The sequence below is a fragment of the Aquaspirillum serpens DSM 68 genome (genome assembly GCF_000420525.1).
Lineage (GTDB): Bacteria > Pseudomonadota > Gammaproteobacteria > Burkholderiales > Aquaspirillaceae > Aquaspirillum > Aquaspirillum serpens.
In genome coordinates, this window is the sequence record NZ_ATVC01000028.1 from 1 (window position 1) to 18733 (window position 18733).

Sequence of the window (18733 nt, forward strand, 5' to 3'; positions counted from 1 at the left end):
GCCAGCGCAGCCCATCAGGCTTTGCTGCAACAGCACGGTTTACGACTGAGTATGAGCCGCAAGGGTAATTGTTGGGACAACGCCGTCATGGAGCGATTCTTCCTCAATCTGAAGATGGAACGCGTCTGGCAACGCGACTACGCCAACCACAACGAGGCCATCCGCGATATCGCTGATTACATCGTGACGTTCTACAACAACCTGCGATTGCATTCAACTCTGGGTTATTTGCCCCCAGCTGTCTACGAACAGAATATGGCAAACACACAACCTATCTCTCTGTCCGAAAAAATTTGACCGTTACATCGAGCGGCGCCTTCGTCTGCGCGGAACTCACGCTGGCGAGAGAAATACATGACAATGATCGAAGCCAAAATCCCAAAGACAATCTCACAGATAATGACCGTTATCATATAACCCAGCCCCGGGCCAGAGCTTTCTTCATCATCCTTGCGCAGCATTTGATCGACAAAATAGCCAACAATCCGTGCAAAGAAGATAACAAAGGTATTCACCACCCCTTGAATCAAGGTCAGTGTCACCATATCGCCATTGGCAACGTGTGCAACTTCATGCGCTAGCACCGCCTCCACTTCATCGCGGCTCATGTTGTATAGCAACCCAGTCGAGACCGCTACCAGCGCATTGTCACGGCTGGCCCCAGTGGCAAAAGCGTTTGGCTCACCTTCATAAATCGCCACCTCTGGCATACCAATCCCAGCAATTTGGGCTTGTCGTGCCACGGTAGAGACTAACCAATGCTCCAGTTCATTACTCGGTTGTTGAATCACTTGGGCACCCGTTGACCACTTAGCCATCGGCTTGGACATCAACAACGAGATAAAACTACCACCGAAACCCATTAGGGCGGCAAATATCAACAACATACCCAGATTAAGACCGTTTGAGGTCAAAAATCGATTCACCCCCAACACACTGGCCGTAATCGATAACACGAGGACAACGGCAAGGTTGGTCACTAAAAAAAGGGCAATTCGTTTGAAATCCATGATCGATTTTCCTTTTGCTAAGTCTGACGACCCACCTAAACCACCCATCATCGACTCAAAAACTTAACGCCGTCTTTTTTGATTGGACTTGGCAGTTGTTTTTTTCGCTTTCTGTTGTGTGGCCTTGGTTTGATTGCGTGGTGTGGTTGCAGGCCGTGAGATACGGCGGGTTGAAGGGGTGTAAGCAGGTAGCCCATCTTCTGACCACACTAATAAACGCTCACTTTCTTGTTGTTGCCGTTGGCGAATGGTTTCCACCAACTGTTGTAGTTCTGGCCGTAATTTGACGTCTTGAGCTTGTTCTAAAAAGGCCAGAGATCGTTCATGTTGTGCTAATAGACGCTCGATCAAGTCTTGTTCCACTTGTGCTCGTGCGCCTTGGAATTCCACGGGTGCAGGTAAAAAGTCGGCAATGGTCTGTTCAGGATACCAACGTTGCCGCCAACTACGCAGCTGCGCCAATTCAGCAGCCCCCCCTTTCAGAGTGTCGGTCAACATAGCATTTAACGCCGGATGGCCAATTTTCCCTGTTGCACCGAGGGCTAAGTTCAAGGCTTCACGATGTGATTGCGACAGTTGCTGCAAAAAATCCTCTTCAGTTTGCAACACTGGAACTTGTATCACCGGACGCGGTTTTTTATTTGCCAAAGGTTTGACTGTTTTTACCGCTGCGGTCTTCCCGTCAGACTTAACCCCAGTTGGCGTGACACACGCGCTTAACCCCAATACCACGCCGGCAAGACAGAGCCAACGACACCCTTTTAAAAATCGCTTCATTATTCACCCTAATTCGGGAAAGAAAAAAACCTTATCAACAACCCATGGCCTCATGTTTAACGTGGGGTGGAGAGAATATCAACCTCAACACAATTTCCCCCCGCTTGTCGTGCCCGATGTAGCGCCGCCTCTAGCCGCACCAATAATCCCTCTAATGGTTCAATCGAGCTGGCTTCAACCACAGCGATAGTGCAGGTTTGATAAATCGGTTGACTGGCATGGGGATGGATTACACGGCTGTAGGCATCGCGGACATCATCCAAACGACGACCAGAGATAGCAGGGGACGCATTCGGTAGCAAGGCCACAAAACGCCCCCCACTATACCGCCCCACCCAACGCCCACGCGGTAAACTGGCTTTTAAGAAACGCGCTGCCGCACGCAAAATACGATCCCCTGTGCCATGACCATACAGCTCGTTAAGCTGTTTCATTTTGTCTAGCTCAATCAACGCCACACTCAGGCTTTCGCCGTGCTCATGAGCACGCTCACGCTCAACTTGGAATACCGAAGCAAAAGCAGCGCGAGTCGGTAGGCCGGTTAACAGGTCTGTCATCCAACGCAACTGGCTGTTACGGTAGCGTTGAATACGGCTGTCGAGCGCCTGTAGCAAGGTTTCAATTGCCACCGGTTTACATAATGTCCCATCAATCGCCGCCGGCGCCGTTTCAGCTAACCATGCGGCTTGCTGTCGATCATGACACAACAACAAGACTGGCACCGGGGCCAAACTGGCTTGTTGTCGAATTAATTTCACCACTTCTAGTCCGGTACACTCGGCCAATTGTTCTTCTATCAAGACCATTTCCGGCTTAAAAGAAATCATACGATTCATCAATAAAGCAGGGTCGTGCAACACCAATAGCTCGGCCCCTTGCTTTTTCAATGACTCTTGAAACGGGTGTTGGGTCGTTTGACTATCGCATAACAACATAATCCGCCAAGGTGCAGCAGCTTGTTCACGGCGGGCATGTTCCAATACTTCAACAATTTCTTCCCGTCCGACTGGCCACGTCAATACCGCAGCCGCCCCAACACGCAAAGCAGCCAGTTGAATTTCAAAATTCGGCTGTGGACATAGAAAAATCAACGGCACGCCTGCCAAGGGCCCCGCGCATAACACTTTCAAACGGCTCAACAGCGGCAAATCGGCCCCATCAAAGCGATTGAACACCAATAAGGCTTCGGGACGTGGCAAGGCAAATAGCGCGTTGACATCATTGACCTGATGGACTTCATAGCCAAACCACTGTAATTGACTGGGCAGCGGCCCCACTTGGAAAGACTCGGGCGCCAATAACACCAAGCCTTGGCGTAAGCGTGGCTGGCTTGGTTCAGTCGGAGCAACGGGCGTTGTGGCTTGGCTGGCGCGTTGCCGCAATAAATTGCGATGAGCAGCAAGTGTCACGACAAAATCATTCTTATCTTGCGGCAAATCGGCAACACAACCATGTAAGAAATGCGCCAAACGCTTGGCTTCGTTGGCCAGCCCGTCGTTATTTTCATGTTCAGCCAGACACTTCAAATTGAGTGCCAAATATTCCGCATGGGCCAACTCAGCCAAACTGATCTGTTTTACCAATTTTGAGCAAACCGCCTCTAACTCGGATAAAACAGGCACAAAGGGAGGGGAAATTAAGAGTGTCATAGTGTGGTCTGGCCTTACGAAAATCACTGTACTGCTATAATCGGCAACCTGATAGCGAAGCGAAGGCGGCGATGAAAAACGTATTTTATGAAGAAGATGGCAACTTTAAGGTAGGCAGTATCATGACGGCAACCGATGCCAGCCTACAAGTCGAAGCGCCACATGGAAAGCGCAGTAAAATCAAAACAGCACAGGTTCTATTACGTTTTGAAGGTACCGCAGCCGACTTTTTACCACAGGCGGAAGCGCTCGCTGCCGAGCTCGATATCGATTTTCTCTGGTCATGTTGTGGCAGTGACGAGTTTTCTTTCGATAGCTTGGCACAAGAGTATTACGGGACACAGGCCAGTGCAGTGCAACAGGCAGCGGTTGCTATTCGCTTGCATGGCGCACCGATGTATTTCTATCGCAAAGGTCGTGGCCGTTATAAGGCTGCGCCTGAAGAATCTCTGCAAGCGGCTTTGGCCGGTATTGAACGCAAAAAGCGCGAACAACAACAAATCGACCAATGGTTAGCTGATTTAACCCAAGGTCAAGTTCCACCGAACTGGTTGCCACATATTCCTGCTTTGCTGACTAAACCAAACAAAAACACCTTGGAATATAAAGCACTCGATCAGGCCAGCCAACATTTAGCCGAGTCACCCCTGCGCCTATTAGCCAAACGCGGCGGGATTCCTTCCGTCCCACAGTTTTTGCTGTCTTGTTTCTTGTTAGAGCACTTTCCCAAAGGTCGTGGTTTTCCATCCTATCAAGCCCCGACACTGCAACATGAACTACCACAGGCGAATGTCCGCGCATTCTCGATTGATGATGCTGCCACCACAGAAATTGACGATGCTTTCTCACTGGTCAAACAAGATAATGGGCACTATCAGGTTGGGATTCACATCGCTGCACCTGCGCTCGGCATTTCAGCCCAAAGTGATTTAGAAAAAATTATTCAACAACGGTTATCCACCGTGTATTTCCCCGGCGACAAGATCACCATGTTACCGGAAGAGGTGGTCACACACTTCACACTTAAAGAAGGACATTACGTCCCTGCTTTGAGCATGTATATCGATGTCAGCCCAGAGTGGGAGATTCTTGGCCATCACAGCGTGTTAGAACAGGTTTTTATCGCAGATAACCTACGCCATGACCGTTTAGAAGTGTTTTTCAACGAAGAAACGGTGGGACAACAACAGGGAGAAGCCTATCCCTACAAAGAAGAATTAAACTGGCTATGGCAATTTGCCAATGTGCTGGAGCAAAAACGTGGCAAAGCAGATCCGAATCGCCCACCGCAGGTAGATTACAACTTTGCCCTTGAGGGTGAACGAGTGATTATCACCCGCCGCAAACGCGGTGCGCCAATGGATAAGTTGGTGTCTGAACTGATGATTTTGGTCAACAGCACTTGGGGCGGGGATTTAGCACAGGCAGGGATTGGTGGGCTCTATCGTGCACAAACCAACGGTAAGGTCAAAATGACCACCAGCCCACTGCCGCATGTCGGCTTGGGTGTTGAACAATACGCTTGGTCCAGCTCCCCCTTGCGGCGAGCAGTCGATTTTGTCAATCAACAACAATTGATTGCCATGGTGACAGACACACCACCGCGCTTTGCACGGAATGATGCAAGCTTGTTTGCAGTGCTGCGTGATTTTGATGCCGCCTATACCGCCTATGGCCAATTCCAATCAAAAATGGAACGCTATTGGTGTTTACGTTGGTTGCAACAGGAAAATATCACCGATACCACCGCAACTTGGCTGAAAGAAGATTTAGTCCGCCTTGAGAATTTGCCGTTTACCTTCCGTTTGGCCGGTTTACCTAGCGAACTGACACCGGGCACGCGGTTGCGCTTGCAAATTATCAGTATGGACGAGTTAGAACAGCAGTTGGAATGCCGTTATCTTGGTTTGTGCGATGTTGAACCGCCGATCGTGGCAGAAGAAGGTGTTTAACTGAGTGCCAGATGTGCAGAGGGCCGCATTGCGCGGCCCTCGGTTGGCAGAAAGACAGAAAACAACAGGTTAGTCGGAAACAATACGGCAAACTACACTTCTGAAAGATCGTCCGCGCAACTCATGCGCAAAAGTTGATCACTGCTAGACCGAGTTTTGATACGCACTTCAACTTCACACAACAACTTCAACAACCCAACACGCTCGGTCTAACCCTTCTTCAACAAACTACTTTCTAAAGAACAAACTACCGCGCTGACAACTTCCTAACAGCTTACTACCAAACAGCCTTACTGCTTTTTTCCAGCCACGTCACAATATCGTGTATCAAACAGCAGACTTTTCATTCAAGCCATATTGCTGTTTTACCTGCTGGATCATTCGCGATCACTCGCAATTCAGTTATAGCCCTTATTGCACAAAAACCTAATGCTCATTCATTAAAATAACGCGACAAAACCATGACATTAAGGTTAATTGTCATTTTTTGGGATAAAACGGGCCCAACGTGCACCGCGCATAGCGCGTTTGATACGGGTATAGGCACGGCGGTCTTTGCTGGCGAGGTAGGCCGCATAGGTCAAGCTTTCTTCTAGCAGGCTCTCTTCTGACAGGGCTTTATCCACCACGCCAACCGCCGCTGCTTCATCGCCCCCCAAAGCCAAACCGGTCACCGCCATCTCCCAACGGATTTTTTCATTGGGTAAATTACCTAAGCATTCGACCATCACATCAGACAAACTCAACTTCAGATCGATTTCAGGGAAACAAATACGGCCTCGGTCGGCACGCATAAAACGGAAATCACAGGCCGCCGCCATCAACGCACCACCGCCATAAGCATGGCCATTGATCGCGGCAAGTGTTGGTACATTCAGCCAAGCCAAACGAGCCAACAAAGCATCTAAACGTGGGACAAAGCTGGCAAACAGATAATCCATACCACGGCTACGGATAAAATCGAGATTGATGCCATTGCTGAAAAATTTTGGATCGGCGCTGGCAATCACCAACGCCAAATGTGGTGCGGGGTCGGATTCAATGGTATCGAGATGGCGGTGCATTTCTTCTAACATATCGTCGTCAAGTGCATTGGCCACCCCACTGTTCACCATGGTCAACAGATAAACGCTGTCACGTTTTTCTAAGGTAAAGTAGGTCATGAACTCCATCCTTGTCATATTTTATATCCTGTGCATCATGCCTTAAACGACTGTTTGAATTCAAGTCAAAAATCGGAGTTGGGTGAAAAAAATCGTACAATTTTCAGCAAATTTCATGCCGAGTTTATTTTATGTCTGATTCCTTATTAGCGGGTCTCAACCCACCACAGCGTCACGCCGTCACCCTTGAGCAAGGCTCTGCGCTGGTTCTTGCTGGCGCAGGCAGTGGCAAGACCCGCGTATTAACCACCCGCATTGCTTGGTTATTACAGGTAAAACAAGTGCCAGCTTATCGCATCTTAGCGGTCACTTTTACCAACAAAGCGGCCCGCGAGATGCAAACACGGATTGAGGGCTTGATTGGGCAATCGTGCCGAGGGATGTGGATTGGCACATTTCATGGCCTGTGCCATCGTTTTTTGCGCCAACATTGGCGAGATGCTGGCTTAGCACAAAACTTTGCCATCATCGATATGCAAGATCAGCTCAGTGCCATCAAACGACTGTTGAAGCAACACAATATCGATAGCGAACGCTATCCACCAAAACAAATTCAGTTTTTTATCAATCAAAATAAAGAACCAGGTCTGCGCCCCCAACAACTCCCACCAGCGCATGATGTCTATGGCAAACAATTGCAACAACTCTACCTTGCCTATCAAGCGCAATGCGAGCAGGAACATACGGTCGATTTTGCCGAATTGTTACTACGCAGTTATGAATTGCTGGCGGCACACGCTGCACTACGCGAGCATTATCAACAACGATTTGCCCATCTTTTAATTGATGAATTTCAAGACACCAATGCATTGCAATACCGTTGGCTGACTTTGTTGTCAGGAAGTGATAATCAAATTTTTGCTGTTGGTGATGATGACCAATCCATTTATGGGTTTCGCGGGGCAGAAATTGGCAATATGCGACGTCTGATGCAGGACTATGCCATCGAGCAACCGATTAAACTTGAACAAAACTACCGTTCCACCGGTGCTATTTTGCAAGCAGCCAATGCTGTTATTGCCCGTAACCAGCAACGCCTAGGAAAACAGCTGTGGACAGAAGCGGCAGAGGGTGCGCCGCTTAAACTGTTCCAAGCCAATAATGAACAAAACGAAGCCGAGCATGTGGTTGAACAAGTGCGTGCTTTACGCCAACAGGCCCTGCCGTATAGCGAGATTGCAGTGTTATATCGCTCTAACGCCCAATCACGCTTGTTGGAACATCATTTATTTCAAGCGGGTATCCCGTATCGGGTGTATGGTGGGTTGCGTTTCTTTGAACGGCAAGAAATTAAACATGCGTTGGCTTATTTACGTTTAATTCTCGACCCCGATGATGATGCAGCATTTTTACGGGTGGTCAATGTCCCGGCACGAGGGATCGGCAGCCGCAGCGTAGAACAATTACAACAATTTGCCCAACAACAACAGCAATCGCTGTGGCAAAGTTGTAGCCAACTCACTGGTCGTGTGGCCAGTAAATTCCTGACCTTTACCTTACTGATCGAACGGCTACAAGAAGCCTGCCAATCGTTGGATTTTGCCAGTCAAGTTGAAGCGGTGGTGAAAGGGTCGGGTTTACGCGAGTTTTACGGCCAAGAAAAGGAAGGCCGCGAGCGCTTGGACAATTTGGATGAGTTGGTGAATGCGGCGGCCCTATTTAGCCAAACGAATCCAGAATGGCCATTGGCCGATTTCTTGGCACATGCAGCACTCGAAGCTGGGGAACATGGCGCAAAACCAGGGGAAGATGCGGTACAACTGATGACGGTACACGCAGCGAAAGGGCTTGAGTTTCACAGCGTCTTTTTGGTGGGCCTCGAAGAAAGTTTATTCCCCCATGAAAATGCGCTGAGTGAACACAGCGGTTTAGAAGAAGAAAGACGCTTGTTATATGTTGCATTGACCCGTGCCAGACAACAATTATTTTTGAGCCATGCCCAAGCCCGCTTTTTACATGGCCAAATGCGTTATCCGCTGCGCTCGCGTTTTGTGGATGATATTCCTGCCAATATTTTACAAACCATTGGGGTTGCACGTTCACCGATTGCACCACACATGCCACACACCGCAGTTGATGGTTGGTTTATTGGGCAAACGGTTGAACATCCAGTATTTGGTTGTGGCAGCATTGCACAAATCGAACGCGGACAAAGTGTAAGAATTCACGTCAATTTTGTGCAACACGGGCTAAAATGGCTCGACCTGCGGTTTGCGTCGATCACCCCAAGACAAATAAATAGATGATAGAAAGCAGTTTGAAAAAATCATGAATACTTTGAAAAGCGGTCATTCTGGCATCCAGACTCTGCGTGTTGAGGATAAAAACCCCTATGCCTCTAAGCTGGTATTGATCATTGACAGTGTGCCGGAAATGCAAAGGGCACTGTCGATGACCTTAGCCAGCTTCGGCGCCAATAAGGTGGAATACGCCATGCGCGCAGGTGATGCTTTATCAAAGTTGGGGCGCTTTGATGTTGATATCATTTTATGTGATTATGATTTAGGTAACGGCTATGACGGTTTACATCTTCTAGCCGAAATTAAAGAAAAGAACCTCATTAAACAATCTTGCGTCTTTATGATTGTGACTGGTGAGCGCCGAGCGCAGCGGGTGATTGGTGCGGCTGAGTTATCGCCCGATGGCTATGTCTTAAAGCCCTTTACCGGCGAACAACTGCGGGTGCGGTTAGAACGGGCCATGATTCGCAAAGAAGCGATGAAATGTGTCGATGATTTTATGCTGCGGCATGAGTACCTCGCTGCGATTGCAGAATGTGATAAAAAAATCCTCGCCAAAGATGAATACACCATTGATTTTATGAAGTTAAAAGGCAGCCTTTGTCTAAAAATCGGTGACCACCTTGGCGCTAAATCAGTCTATGAACAAATTTTGGCGGTCAAGCCCTTGGCGTGGGCACAAATGGGGTTAGGGAAGTGCCTCACCCTCGCCAAACAATATGATGAAGCTGCCGTCTTATTTAATGAGGTGATTAAAGAAAACGACCAGATCATGGAGGCTTATGATTGGTTGGCAAGAATTCACCATGCTCGACAAGAGTTTCAAGAAGCGCAACAGGTGACAGAACGGGCAGTTGAGTTATCGCCGGTGGTGTTGCATCGGCAAAAAGCGTTGAGTGAGGCAGCCGTGCTCAATGGAGATTACGAAACCGCCACCAAAGCGATGAGTAAGACCATTGATATTGCAAAATACTCAACCTATCGCTGTGCGGAAGACTATGCCAACCTTGCCCGCTTACAGCGGTTAAAAGGTGATATGGAAGAGGCTTTGCAAACGGCTTCGGTCGTCCGTAGAGAATTTCGCAGTGATCCGGTGGCAAAATGGATGGCTGATTTGGTTGAAAGCCAAATTCAAAAACAAATGGGTAATCCACACCGCGCCCGCGAACTGCTCGACCAAGCTGTCATGCAGTATCAAGACCTTGCGCCACTGTTGTCACAAGATGCGCAGTTAGAATTAGTTCACGCCAGCTATCAACAAGGTCGTGATGACATTGGCCAGCAAGTGGTAGAAAAACTGGTCAAAAATAACCACGATAATGAAGAAGTGTTGGATAAAATTGCCACCGTGTTTCGTGTTGAAGGCCGTGAGGCAGATGGTCTGGCCTTGATTGCGGAAAACGTCCAAAGCGTGGTGGATCTTAACAACGATGCGGTGCGTTTGGCACAATCCGGCAAACTGGAAGAAGCGGTCAGCATGTTTATTAAAGCGGTGGAAGAATTGCCATCGAACAGCCAAATTATGTTGAACGCGGTCAATGCGATTTTAGGCTTTGTCCATCAAAAAGGCTGGCATGAGAGCTATGTCGCCAAAGCACATGGCTATTTAGATAAAGTGCGTAAACAAGACCCAACCAGTGGGAAATATCAAAAACTGCTACAGGCCTATCGGACTTTGGTACAAAAACACGATAAGCGTGAGTGGTTGGTCTAAATTTTTTTCTGATGATGTTGCAGGATCTTTTTTTGGAGTAAGCAGTCATGGCAATGTATGAATCCGATTTCACCCGATTCATGAATGAATTTTTGGAAAAGAACCCCCATATCGACGAAGAACGCCGTCGCTTTCGTTTGACTTGGTGGGATAAAAAAGTGGATTTGGATGAGCAAAAACGCTTTAACGCAGCCAAAGTGAAACAAAAGCCCTATGTTTACCAACCCGAGTAAGCTTGGTGCGGTGTTTGACCCGCTGTGCGACATCCCCACTTTCAAGTGGGGAACCGTTAACAACCCGGTCAACGCCGGGTTTTTTGTTTTATGACTTTTTCTTAATTTTTTGAATTTATCCACAACTATGCTCAACCGCCGTGCCCGTCGCTCTATGAGCCAAATGAATGTGGTGCCGTATATCGACGTCATGTTGGTATTACTGGTGATTTTCATGGTGACAACACCGATGTTTTCACCTGGCATCGTTAATTTGCCAAGTGTCGGGCAAGCCGCGCAAGTGGAAAGTGAACCGATCCAAGTCACAGTCGACAAAGAGGGTCACTATGCTGTCAGCGATAAGGGAAAAACCGAAACAGCAACATCCTTAGACGCAGTCTTGCCACTGGTACAAGCCCACCTTGGCCCACAAGGACAACGACCCGTGGTGATTTCTGCTGACAAAACCGTTGCCTATGAAAAGGTAATGGATGTGATGTCTGTGTTACAAAAAGCAAATATTGCCCGAGTTGGCCTGCTGGTTAAAACCGAATGATGAAGCACGACAACGAGCAACATAATTGGCGTGGGTTAGCCATCTCTATTCTGTTGCACCTGCTGCTGTTAGGGGCTTTTTTGTTGCAATTTACCTCCCCCCCCAAACCACAACCGAGTGCGATTGGTGTGGAGTTGTGGTCGGCACCACCGCCTCCACCGCCGCCGCCATTGCTAGGTAGCCAAACCGCTACGACTAGCGCGGCCCCAGTGAGCGAAAGCAAGCCTACGCCACCACCGCCGCCGCCACCTGAAATCGAAGCGCCCACGCCAACACCCACACCGCTACCCACGCCACCGGTGAAGACGGATATTGCGCTAAAGAAAAAAGAGGTTGAGCCGGAAGTGAAAGAGAAGAAAGTCGAGCCGCCAAAACCAAAAGAAGAGAAGAAAGAACCTGAGAAAAAAGTCGAAAAGAAAGTTGAACCGAAACCTGAAAAGAAACCCGAACCGGAGAAGAAGGTAGAAGAAAAGAAGGTTGAGAAAAAACCAGAACCAAAAGTGGAAGAAAAAAAGGTCGAACCTAAGAAAACAGAAGCAAAACCTGAACCTAATAAAAAGGTAGAAAACAAACCTGAGGCAAAAGACAGCAAAAAAACCGAGAGCAGCGCCAAAGACAATAAAGGTAATGAAAAAGGTGATAGCAAAGGCGCAGAAAAAACCGTTGCTTCGCCAGTCAATAAGGTTGGGGGCTCTGGCAGCAAACCGGTGAAAGCGGATAATCCATTTGCAGATGATTTATTAGCAGACCTTGATAGCACCAATAGCACGCACAAACCTAACAGCACCAAAACCCAAGCGGGGGCGCCCAATGGTGTCGCCGGGGGTGGGAGCAGCGGTGGTCATACCAAGGGCTATGCAGATTTGGTGATTGCACGGGTTAAACCACGGGTGCAAGTGCCAGATGATGTCACAGGTAATCCCAAAGCAGTGTTAGAAGTGACGTTATTACCGAGTTTAGAAGTGCGAGAGGTCAAACTGCTGCAGTCATCGGGTCATGCTGGCTATGATGATGCGGTACAACGCGCTGTTTGGTCGGCAAAAACCTTCCCACCTTTATTAACAGGGATGAATTTCTCGGATGTGCGTAAAATTCGCTTAGAATTCCGCCCACGTTAATGGGCAGTTAACCCGTTATTGCTATGGTCATCGGTAAGAGGATAATTGATTTTATGCCAAAGTTTTTATTTCACTATGTCTTGTTGCCTTTGCTGCTGCTATGCAGCCTATCGGTACGCGCCAATGATTTAACCATTGAAGTGGTGGGCGGTGGCACCAACCGCCATGCCATCGCATTGCCGGAGTTTGGCCTCGAAAGTGCTTTGCCCGGGGGCCTAACGCCGATTATCCAAAGCAATCTGGCACGTACCGGTGTGTTTTCGTTTGTGGATCCCAATAAGGTCAATAACCGTCCGATTGACCCAGCGCAAATTGATTACCCCGCGTGGCTAGGTGCTGGCACGATGTCGATTGCAGTCGGCAAAGTCACGGCAGGTGCTGGTGGTACGATTACGGTCGAATTTCATTTATTCGATGCGGCACGAAAAACCCGCTTAACTGGTGCCAGCTTTAGCATTCAACCTAACCAGTCGCGCCAATTAGCTCACCGTATTGCTGACATGATTTATGAAGCGATTACCGGCAAAAAAGGGATTTTCGGCACACGTATTGCCTATGTGATTAAGCACAGCGCCAACAGCTATTCTCTACAAGTGGCGGATGCCGATGGTGCCAACGGATTTACGCTATTGCGTTCTTCCGAGCCGATTATCTCGCCAGCTTGGAGCCCCGAGGGAGGACGCTTGGCGTATGTTTCTTTTGAAAGCAAAAAACCGGTTGTCTATGTGCATGATGTCAGCAGCGGTAGCCGCCGTGCGGTTGCTAACTTCAAAGGCTCCAACTCAGCGCCAGCATGGAGTCCCGACGGTAGCCGCCTTGCCGTGGTATTAACGCGCGATGGTCATTCACAAATTTATGCTGTTTCGGCCAATGGTGGCGAAGCAGTCCGCTTGTCCAACAGCAACGCCATTGATACCGAACCGGCTTACAGCGCTGACGGCAGCCGGATTTATTTCACATCTGACCGCGCCGGTGGGCCACAAATTTATGTGATGGGCGCCGGTGGAGGAAGCGCACAACGGGTGACTTTCGAAGGCAACTACAATGTCTCGCCTACACCTGCACCAGATGGCACCGCATTAGCCTTTGTCCGCCGTGAGGCAGGTCGTTTCCGTGTGATGGTGCAAGAAACGGCCACTGGCCAAGCGAACTATGTTACTGACACCCATTATGATGAATCACCTAGCTTTGCACCGAATGGACAAATGTTGGTCTATGCCAGCGAGCAAGGCGGGCGAGGGGTTTTATTTACGGTTACCCGCGATGGATCGACAAAAACCCGCTTAACCACCAGTGGCGGTGATATTCGCGCACCGGTGTGGGGGCCATATCCACGTTAGGCAAACCGTGTTTTTTGATTGTGAATGTTGATTGGAGAATTTGATGATGTGGAAAAAAGTCTTATTGGCCGCGATGGTTGCAGGTTCGTTAGCCGCTTGCTCTAGCCCCAAAGGCCCAACTGATCCCAACGCCGCCGGTGCTGCTGGCATGAATGGTAAAAATGGTGCCAACGCCAGTGGTATGTACGGTCAAGGTGGTCTGAATGGCAGTGGGAACGGGATGGGCGCGGATGGCAGCGGCAATCCACTGACCGATCCTAAGAGCGTGCTGTCCAAACGCAGCGTATTTTTTGACTTCGATAGCTCGTTGGTCAAAGACGAATACAAACCTTTGGTACAAGCTCACAGCGAATTTTTGAAGAAAAACCAAACTCGCAAAGTGATTATCCAAGGTAATACTGACGTACGCGGTAGCAGCGAGTACAACTTGGCCTTGGGTCAACGCCGCGCTGAAAGCGTGAAAAGCATGATGCGCGTGATTGGTGTCCCAGAAAATCAGCTGGAAGCGGTCAGCTACGGTAAAGAAAAACCCCGCGCCACCGGTATGGGTGAAGCCGACCACGCACAAAACCGCCGCAGCGATATTGTGTACGATGGCGAATAATCTCGCATTGTAAGATTGAAGAACATGCCTTGGGCGGTCAAAATAGACCGCCCAAGTTGTCTATAAAGCGTGTATTTTTCTTCCAATAGTGATTGATTGACGGATGAGTGGAAAAGTGAAAAAGATTAAACTGCCGATGGTGTTGGTATGTAGCAGTGTCTTATTGGCCAGCTGTGCCAGTGTGGGAGAGGTCGACGCAACACGCCGTCAGTTGGCTGAATTAAATCAACGCTCACAAGAGCGATTTACCACCCTAGAAAGCCGCCTGAGCAATGAACGGCTATTAGAATTGGTGAATCAAGTCGATCGTATGAGCCAAGATATTGCTAAATTGCGTGGCGATATGGAAGTCCTCAACTACACCTTACAAACCACACAAAAACGGCAAAACGATCTTTATAACGATCTCGATCTCCGTCTAGCACCACTCGAAGGCAAGCCTGCCGGCGGCTCGGGTTCGATTACCACCGACCCCAGCATGAGCAATGGCAATCCAGCCACCGCTACCAGCCCCGCACCAGCCGTCGCCCCCGACCCAGTGCAACTCGAATACAGCAAAGCTTTAGAAAGCCTGCGGGCACGCCAATTTAATCAGGCCATCCCCGCCCTGAAAAACTTTATCGACAACCGCAGCAGTGCCCCGCAAGTCGCTGATGCCCAATACTGGCTTGGTGTTGCCTACACCGCCGAACGGCAGTGGAAGAATGCGATTGCGGCACACAAGTCGTTTGTTGACAGCCATCCCAACCACGCCAAAGTCCCCGAGGCATTGCGCAACATTGGCAATTGTTACCGTGAATTGGGTGATAAGGCCGGCATGAAAACCGCGTGGGACAGCCTGTTAAAACGCTTCCCGAAAAGCGAAGCAGCGGCCAAAGTCAAACAACAGTTAGCCGCCCAAAATAGCTAAATACGCTGGATCAGACTGATATGGGAGGAAATGGGTCATGTTGACAGCAAACACTGAACCCTCTCCCATTAGACAGCAACCAAGCGCTAGGAAAATTTGCGGTACAATCCTCAGTCTTTTTTGACGGATTTTTTGCCATGATTGACATCGGTATTGTGATGGGCAGCAACAGTGATTGGCCCGTAATGGAACATGCAGCGCGTATCCTGCGCGACTTTGGTGTTGCGTTTGAAACACGCGTGGTCTCTGCTCACCGCACCCCTGATTTGTTGTTTGAATATGCAGCAACAGCGCAAGAGCGCGGGCTTAAAGCCATTATTGCTGGCGCCGGTGGCGCGGCTCACTTACCCGGTATGTTAGCGGCAAAAACCGCCGTGCCTGTGTTGGGTGTGCCAGTACCGTCGAAATATCTGCGCGGCGAAGACTCCCTGCTGTCGATTGTGCAAATGCCTAAAGGCATTCCAGTAGCGACGTTTGCCATCGGTGAAGCCGGTGCCGCCAATGCCGCCCTGTTTGCGGTTGCAATGTTGGCAAATGAACAACCGGCATTACGCGATGCCCTCGCCGCTTTCCGACTCAAACAAAGTGAAACGGTCTTAGCGATGACCTTGCCGGAGGTTGAGTGATGGCAGCGATTTTACCTCCTGCCATGCTGGGAATTTTAGGCGGTGGTCAGCTTGGACGAATGTTTACTGTTGCCGCTAAAACCATGGGCTATCGTGTGACGGTGCTAGACCCCGATCCGATAGCGCCAGCGGCTGAATTTGCTGATGTGCACCTGTGTCAAGCCTACGATGATGCCGAGGCGCTGAATACCTTAGCCAACACCTGTGCAGCGATTACCACCGAGTTTGAAAACGTCAATGCAGATTCCATGCGTTGGCTGAGTCAGTTCGTACCAGTCTCACCGTCTGGCGACTGTGTCGCTATTGCCCAAAACCGCATCAGCGAAAAAACATGGATTAACAAAGCCGGCCTAGCCACTGCCCCCTATCTTGCTATTACTTCTGAGGCCGATCTCGCCACAGACCTCACCCCCTATCTTCCCGGCATCCTCAAAACCGCCCGTCTTGGCTATGACGGCAAAGGCCAAATCCGTGTGCAAACTGCTGCCGAAGTCGCTGCGGCCTATCAACAACTAGGCGCCAACGACTGTGTACTCGAAAAAATGCTGGACTTAAAAAGCGAAGTCTCTGCTATCGTCACCCGAGTCTCTGATGCACAAATCAGTTGTTTCCCTGTGGCAGAAAACCACCATGCAAATGGGATTTTAGATGTCTCGATTGTGCCGGCACGGGTGTCTGCTGAGTTGGCTGAACAAGCACAGACGATGGCGAAACAATTGGCCAGCGCACTGAACTATGTTGGCGTGTTGGCCGTTGAGTTTTTTGTCTTGGCTGATGATCGTTTAGTGATCAATGAAATTGCACCACGGCCACATAATTCGGGACACTATACCCTCGATGCCTGTGCCTGCGACCAATTCCAACAGCAAGTACGTGCTATGTGTGGCTTACTTCCTGGTGATAGCCGTTTATTATCCCCTGTGGTTATGGTAAATCTGTTGGGGGACAGTTGGGGGGAAGATCAAAGCGAACCCAATTGGGCGGTGTTGATGGAAGCCCCTAACGTGCATTTACATCTTTATGGTAAAAAATCGGCACGTCCCGGCCGTAAAATGGGACACTTTACTGTCTTGTCTGCCACCGCAGATGAAGCCTTAGAGCAAGCACGCGCGATTCAAGAAACGCTCTAATAGACGGCGGATAAGTCGCCCCCACATCCTTTTTTATGACTGAACACAGAGAGAACTATGGCAACAGCTATTTTAATTGATGGTGCATTTTTCCTGCACCGCTATCGCGCTTTAATGACAGAATCGACCCAGCATAACCCAGAGGATGTGGCGTCGATGATGATGCGGTGGGCGCTGTCTCATCTCAACCAAAATGACGAACGCCGCGACTTGTATCGCATTTTTTACTACGATTGCCCCCCTCTGGACAAAAAAGTCACCCTGCCAATCAGCAACACGCCATTCGATTTTGCCGAAACCCACGAAGCCCAGTTCCGGCATGGTCTGTTTGACGAATTGCGGCGCAAACGTAAATTGGCGCTGCGGCTGGGTTATCTCGCCGATACCGGCCAATGGACAATTAAACCAACGGTGATGCGCGCTTTGCTACGCGGTGAAAAACAATACAACAGCCTGCGCGATGAAGACTTTGCCTACGATGTGCGGCAAAAAGGGGTTGATATCCGGATTGGACAAGATATTGCCTCGTTGGCGTATAAAAAATTAGCAGACCAAATCGTTCTATTCGCTGGCGATGCCGATTTTGTCCCTGCGGCTAAATTGGCACGGCGAGAGGGCATCGACTTTGTGCTCGACCCAATGTGGAAATCAATCCCACCCGAATTGTTCGAGCATATTGATGGCTTACGCTCTACCTGCCCGCGCCCCATCCGTGATGGCGTCGGGATTGGTCCAGCCAATACCTTATTGCCCTACCCCCCTAACACCAGTAGCTATCCCCCAATTAGCTCGATTTGATTGATTGCCTCTTGTAAGGACATGCCATGACCGGCCTCACCACATCGCACCTCAATAGTTTGAAAAAAATTTATTCGGGCAAGGTGCGGGATTTGTATGAAATTGACGACAAACGCATGTTAATGGTCGCCACTGATCGTTTGTCCGCTTTCGACGTGATTTTGAATGAACCGATCCCCGAAAAAGGCAAAATTCTGACCGCCATCTCCAACTTCTGGTTTGCTAAGTTACAGCATGTGGTGCCGAACCATTTGACCGGAGACAATGTGGCTGATGTGCTGTCAGGCGACGATTTAGCCCAAGCCGAGGGCCGTTCGGTGGTGGCCAAACGCTTAAAAGCCATCCCAGTTGAAGCGATTGTTCGCGGTTATTTAGCCGGTTCGGGTTGGAAAGAATACCAACAACACGGCAGCGTCTGTGGCATTGCACTGCCCGCCGGTTTGCGTGAAGCAGATAAGCTACCCGAACCAATTTTCACCCCCTCCACCAAAGCAGCGGTGGGTGATCACGACGAAAATATTTCGTTTGCGCAGTGTGAAGCCTTGATTGGGACAGAATTAGCCAACAAGGTGCGCGAGACCGCGATTGCCTTGTATATGGCAGCAGCAGAATACGCCGCCAGCCGTGGCATTATTATCTGTGATACCAAATTTGAATTTGGTTTGGACGAAGAGGGAACGTTAACGCTGATGGATGAGGCGTTGACCCCCGACTCCAGCCGTTTTTGGCCAGCAGATAGCTATGCCCCAGGCAGCAATCCACCGAGTTTTGATAAGCAATTTGTCCGCGACTGGTTAGAAGCAACAGGTTGGAATAAAACCCCACCCGCCCCAGCAGTACCGGTTGAAGTCGCACAAAAAACTGCCGACAAATACCGCGAAGCACTGACTCGTCTCACGGCTTAAGCGATATCAACAACAAAAAACCGCAGGGT

General features: G+C 49.5%; 17 protein-coding genes and 1 pseudogene. 14 read left to right on the forward strand and 4 right to left on the reverse strand.

Annotated features, from left to right (window positions below; genetic code table 11):
* On the forward strand, nt 1-297 hold a 297-nt coding region (locus G465_RS15410; protein ID WP_155846512.1), incomplete at its 5' end, for an integrase core domain-containing protein.
* On the opposite strand, the pseudogene htpX reads toward G465_RS15410, so the two are convergent.
* The 3 genes and pseudogenes from htpX to G465_RS0107010 all read right to left on the reverse strand — a co-directional run.
* Nucleotides 297-1010 (reverse strand): annotated as a pseudogene (gene htpX, locus G465_RS13865) (protease HtpX); the annotation flags it as partial. The gene G465_RS15410 and the pseudogene htpX sit on opposite strands and share 1 nt — an antisense overlap.
* Before the next feature lie 63 nt (nt 1011-1073).
* A complete protein-coding gene (locus tag G465_RS0107005; RefSeq protein WP_022653775.1) occupies nt 1074-1787 on the reverse strand; it encodes a DUF305 domain-containing protein in 714 nt (237 codons plus the stop codon).
* 56 nt (nt 1788-1843) lie between these two features.
* A complete protein-coding gene (locus G465_RS0107010) occupies nt 1844-3436 on the reverse strand; it encodes a diguanylate cyclase domain-containing protein (protein ID WP_022653776.1) in 1593 nt (530 codons plus the stop codon).
* A gap of 71 nt (nt 3437-3507) precedes the next feature.
* On the opposite strand from G465_RS0107010, the gene G465_RS0107015 reads away from it, so the two are divergent.
* The gene (locus G465_RS0107015; RefSeq protein WP_022653777.1) at nt 3508-5388 is read left to right on the forward strand and encodes a ribonuclease catalytic domain-containing protein; all 1881 of its coding nucleotides are present in this window, start codon (nt 3508-3510) and stop codon (nt 5386-5388) included.
* A gap of 473 nt (nt 5389-5861) precedes the next feature.
* Here G465_RS0107015 and G465_RS13870 read toward each other — a convergent pair whose 3' ends face one another.
* Nucleotides 5862-6551 (reverse strand): enoyl-CoA hydratase/isomerase family protein, encoded by a 690-nt coding sequence (locus tag G465_RS13870; protein WP_022653779.1) that lies wholly within the window; start codon nt 6549-6551, stop codon nt 5862-5864.
* A gap of 131 nt (nt 6552-6682) precedes the next feature.
* On the opposite strand from G465_RS13870, the gene G465_RS0107025 reads away from it, so the two are divergent.
* From G465_RS0107025 to G465_RS0107080, 12 genes are all read left to right on the forward strand, one after another.
* Nucleotides 6683-8797: a UvrD-helicase domain-containing protein gene (locus G465_RS0107025; protein WP_022653780.1), complete on the forward strand. Its 2115-nt coding sequence runs from the start codon at nt 6683-6685 to the stop codon at nt 8795-8797.
* Between the two features lie 22 nt (nt 8798-8819).
* Entirely contained in the window at nt 8820-10505 is a 1686-nt protein-coding gene (locus G465_RS0107030; protein WP_022653781.1) for a response regulator, read from the forward strand.
* A gap of 47 nt (nt 10506-10552) precedes the next feature.
* Nucleotides 10553-10738 (forward strand): DUF3460 family protein, encoded by a 186-nt coding sequence (locus tag G465_RS0107035; RefSeq protein ID WP_022653782.1) that lies wholly within the window; start codon nt 10553-10555, stop codon nt 10736-10738.
* Between the two features lie 154 nt (nt 10739-10892).
* Complete coding sequence (gene tolR, locus G465_RS0107040; RefSeq protein ID WP_245556764.1) at nt 10893-11273, forward strand: protein TolR; 381 nt, start codon at nt 10893-10895, stop codon at nt 11271-11273.
* A complete protein-coding gene (gene tolA / locus G465_RS0107045; protein ID WP_022653784.1) occupies nt 11270-12391 on the forward strand; it encodes a cell envelope integrity protein TolA in 1122 nt (373 codons plus the stop codon). Before tolR ends, tolA begins: the two co-directional genes overlap by 4 nt.
* Before the next feature lie 53 nt (nt 12392-12444).
* Complete coding sequence (tolB, locus tag G465_RS0107050) at nt 12445-13731, forward strand: Tol-Pal system beta propeller repeat protein TolB (protein WP_022653785.1); 1287 nt, start codon at nt 12445-12447, stop codon at nt 13729-13731.
* A 43-nt stretch (nt 13732-13774) separates the two neighbouring features.
* Nucleotides 13775-14335: a peptidoglycan-associated lipoprotein Pal gene (gene pal, locus G465_RS0107055; protein ID WP_022653786.1), complete on the forward strand. Its 561-nt coding sequence runs from the start codon at nt 13775-13777 to the stop codon at nt 14333-14335.
* Between the two features lie 115 nt (nt 14336-14450).
* Nucleotides 14451-15245, forward strand: a complete 795-nt coding sequence (locus G465_RS0107060) for a YbgF trimerization domain-containing protein (protein WP_022653787.1) — start codon at nt 14451-14453, stop codon at nt 15243-15245.
* A gap of 137 nt (nt 15246-15382) precedes the next feature.
* Nucleotides 15383-15871, forward strand: coding sequence for a 5-(carboxyamino)imidazole ribonucleotide mutase (gene purE / locus G465_RS0107065; RefSeq protein ID WP_022653788.1), 489 nt, complete (start codon nt 15383-15385; stop codon nt 15869-15871).
* Complete coding sequence (locus G465_RS0107070) at nt 15871-17001, forward strand: 5-(carboxyamino)imidazole ribonucleotide synthase (protein WP_022653789.1); 1131 nt, start codon at nt 15871-15873, stop codon at nt 16999-17001. The genes purE and G465_RS0107070 overlap by 1 nt, the downstream gene beginning before the upstream one ends.
* Nucleotides 17002-17058: 57 nt before the next feature.
* Entirely contained in the window at nt 17059-17799 is a 741-nt protein-coding gene (locus G465_RS0107075; protein WP_022653790.1) for an NYN domain-containing protein, read from the forward strand.
* 26 nt (nt 17800-17825) lie between these two features.
* Complete coding sequence (locus G465_RS0107080; RefSeq protein ID WP_022653791.1) at nt 17826-18704, forward strand: phosphoribosylaminoimidazolesuccinocarboxamide synthase; 879 nt, start codon at nt 17826-17828, stop codon at nt 18702-18704.
* Nucleotides 18705-18733 lie beyond the last annotated feature (29 nt).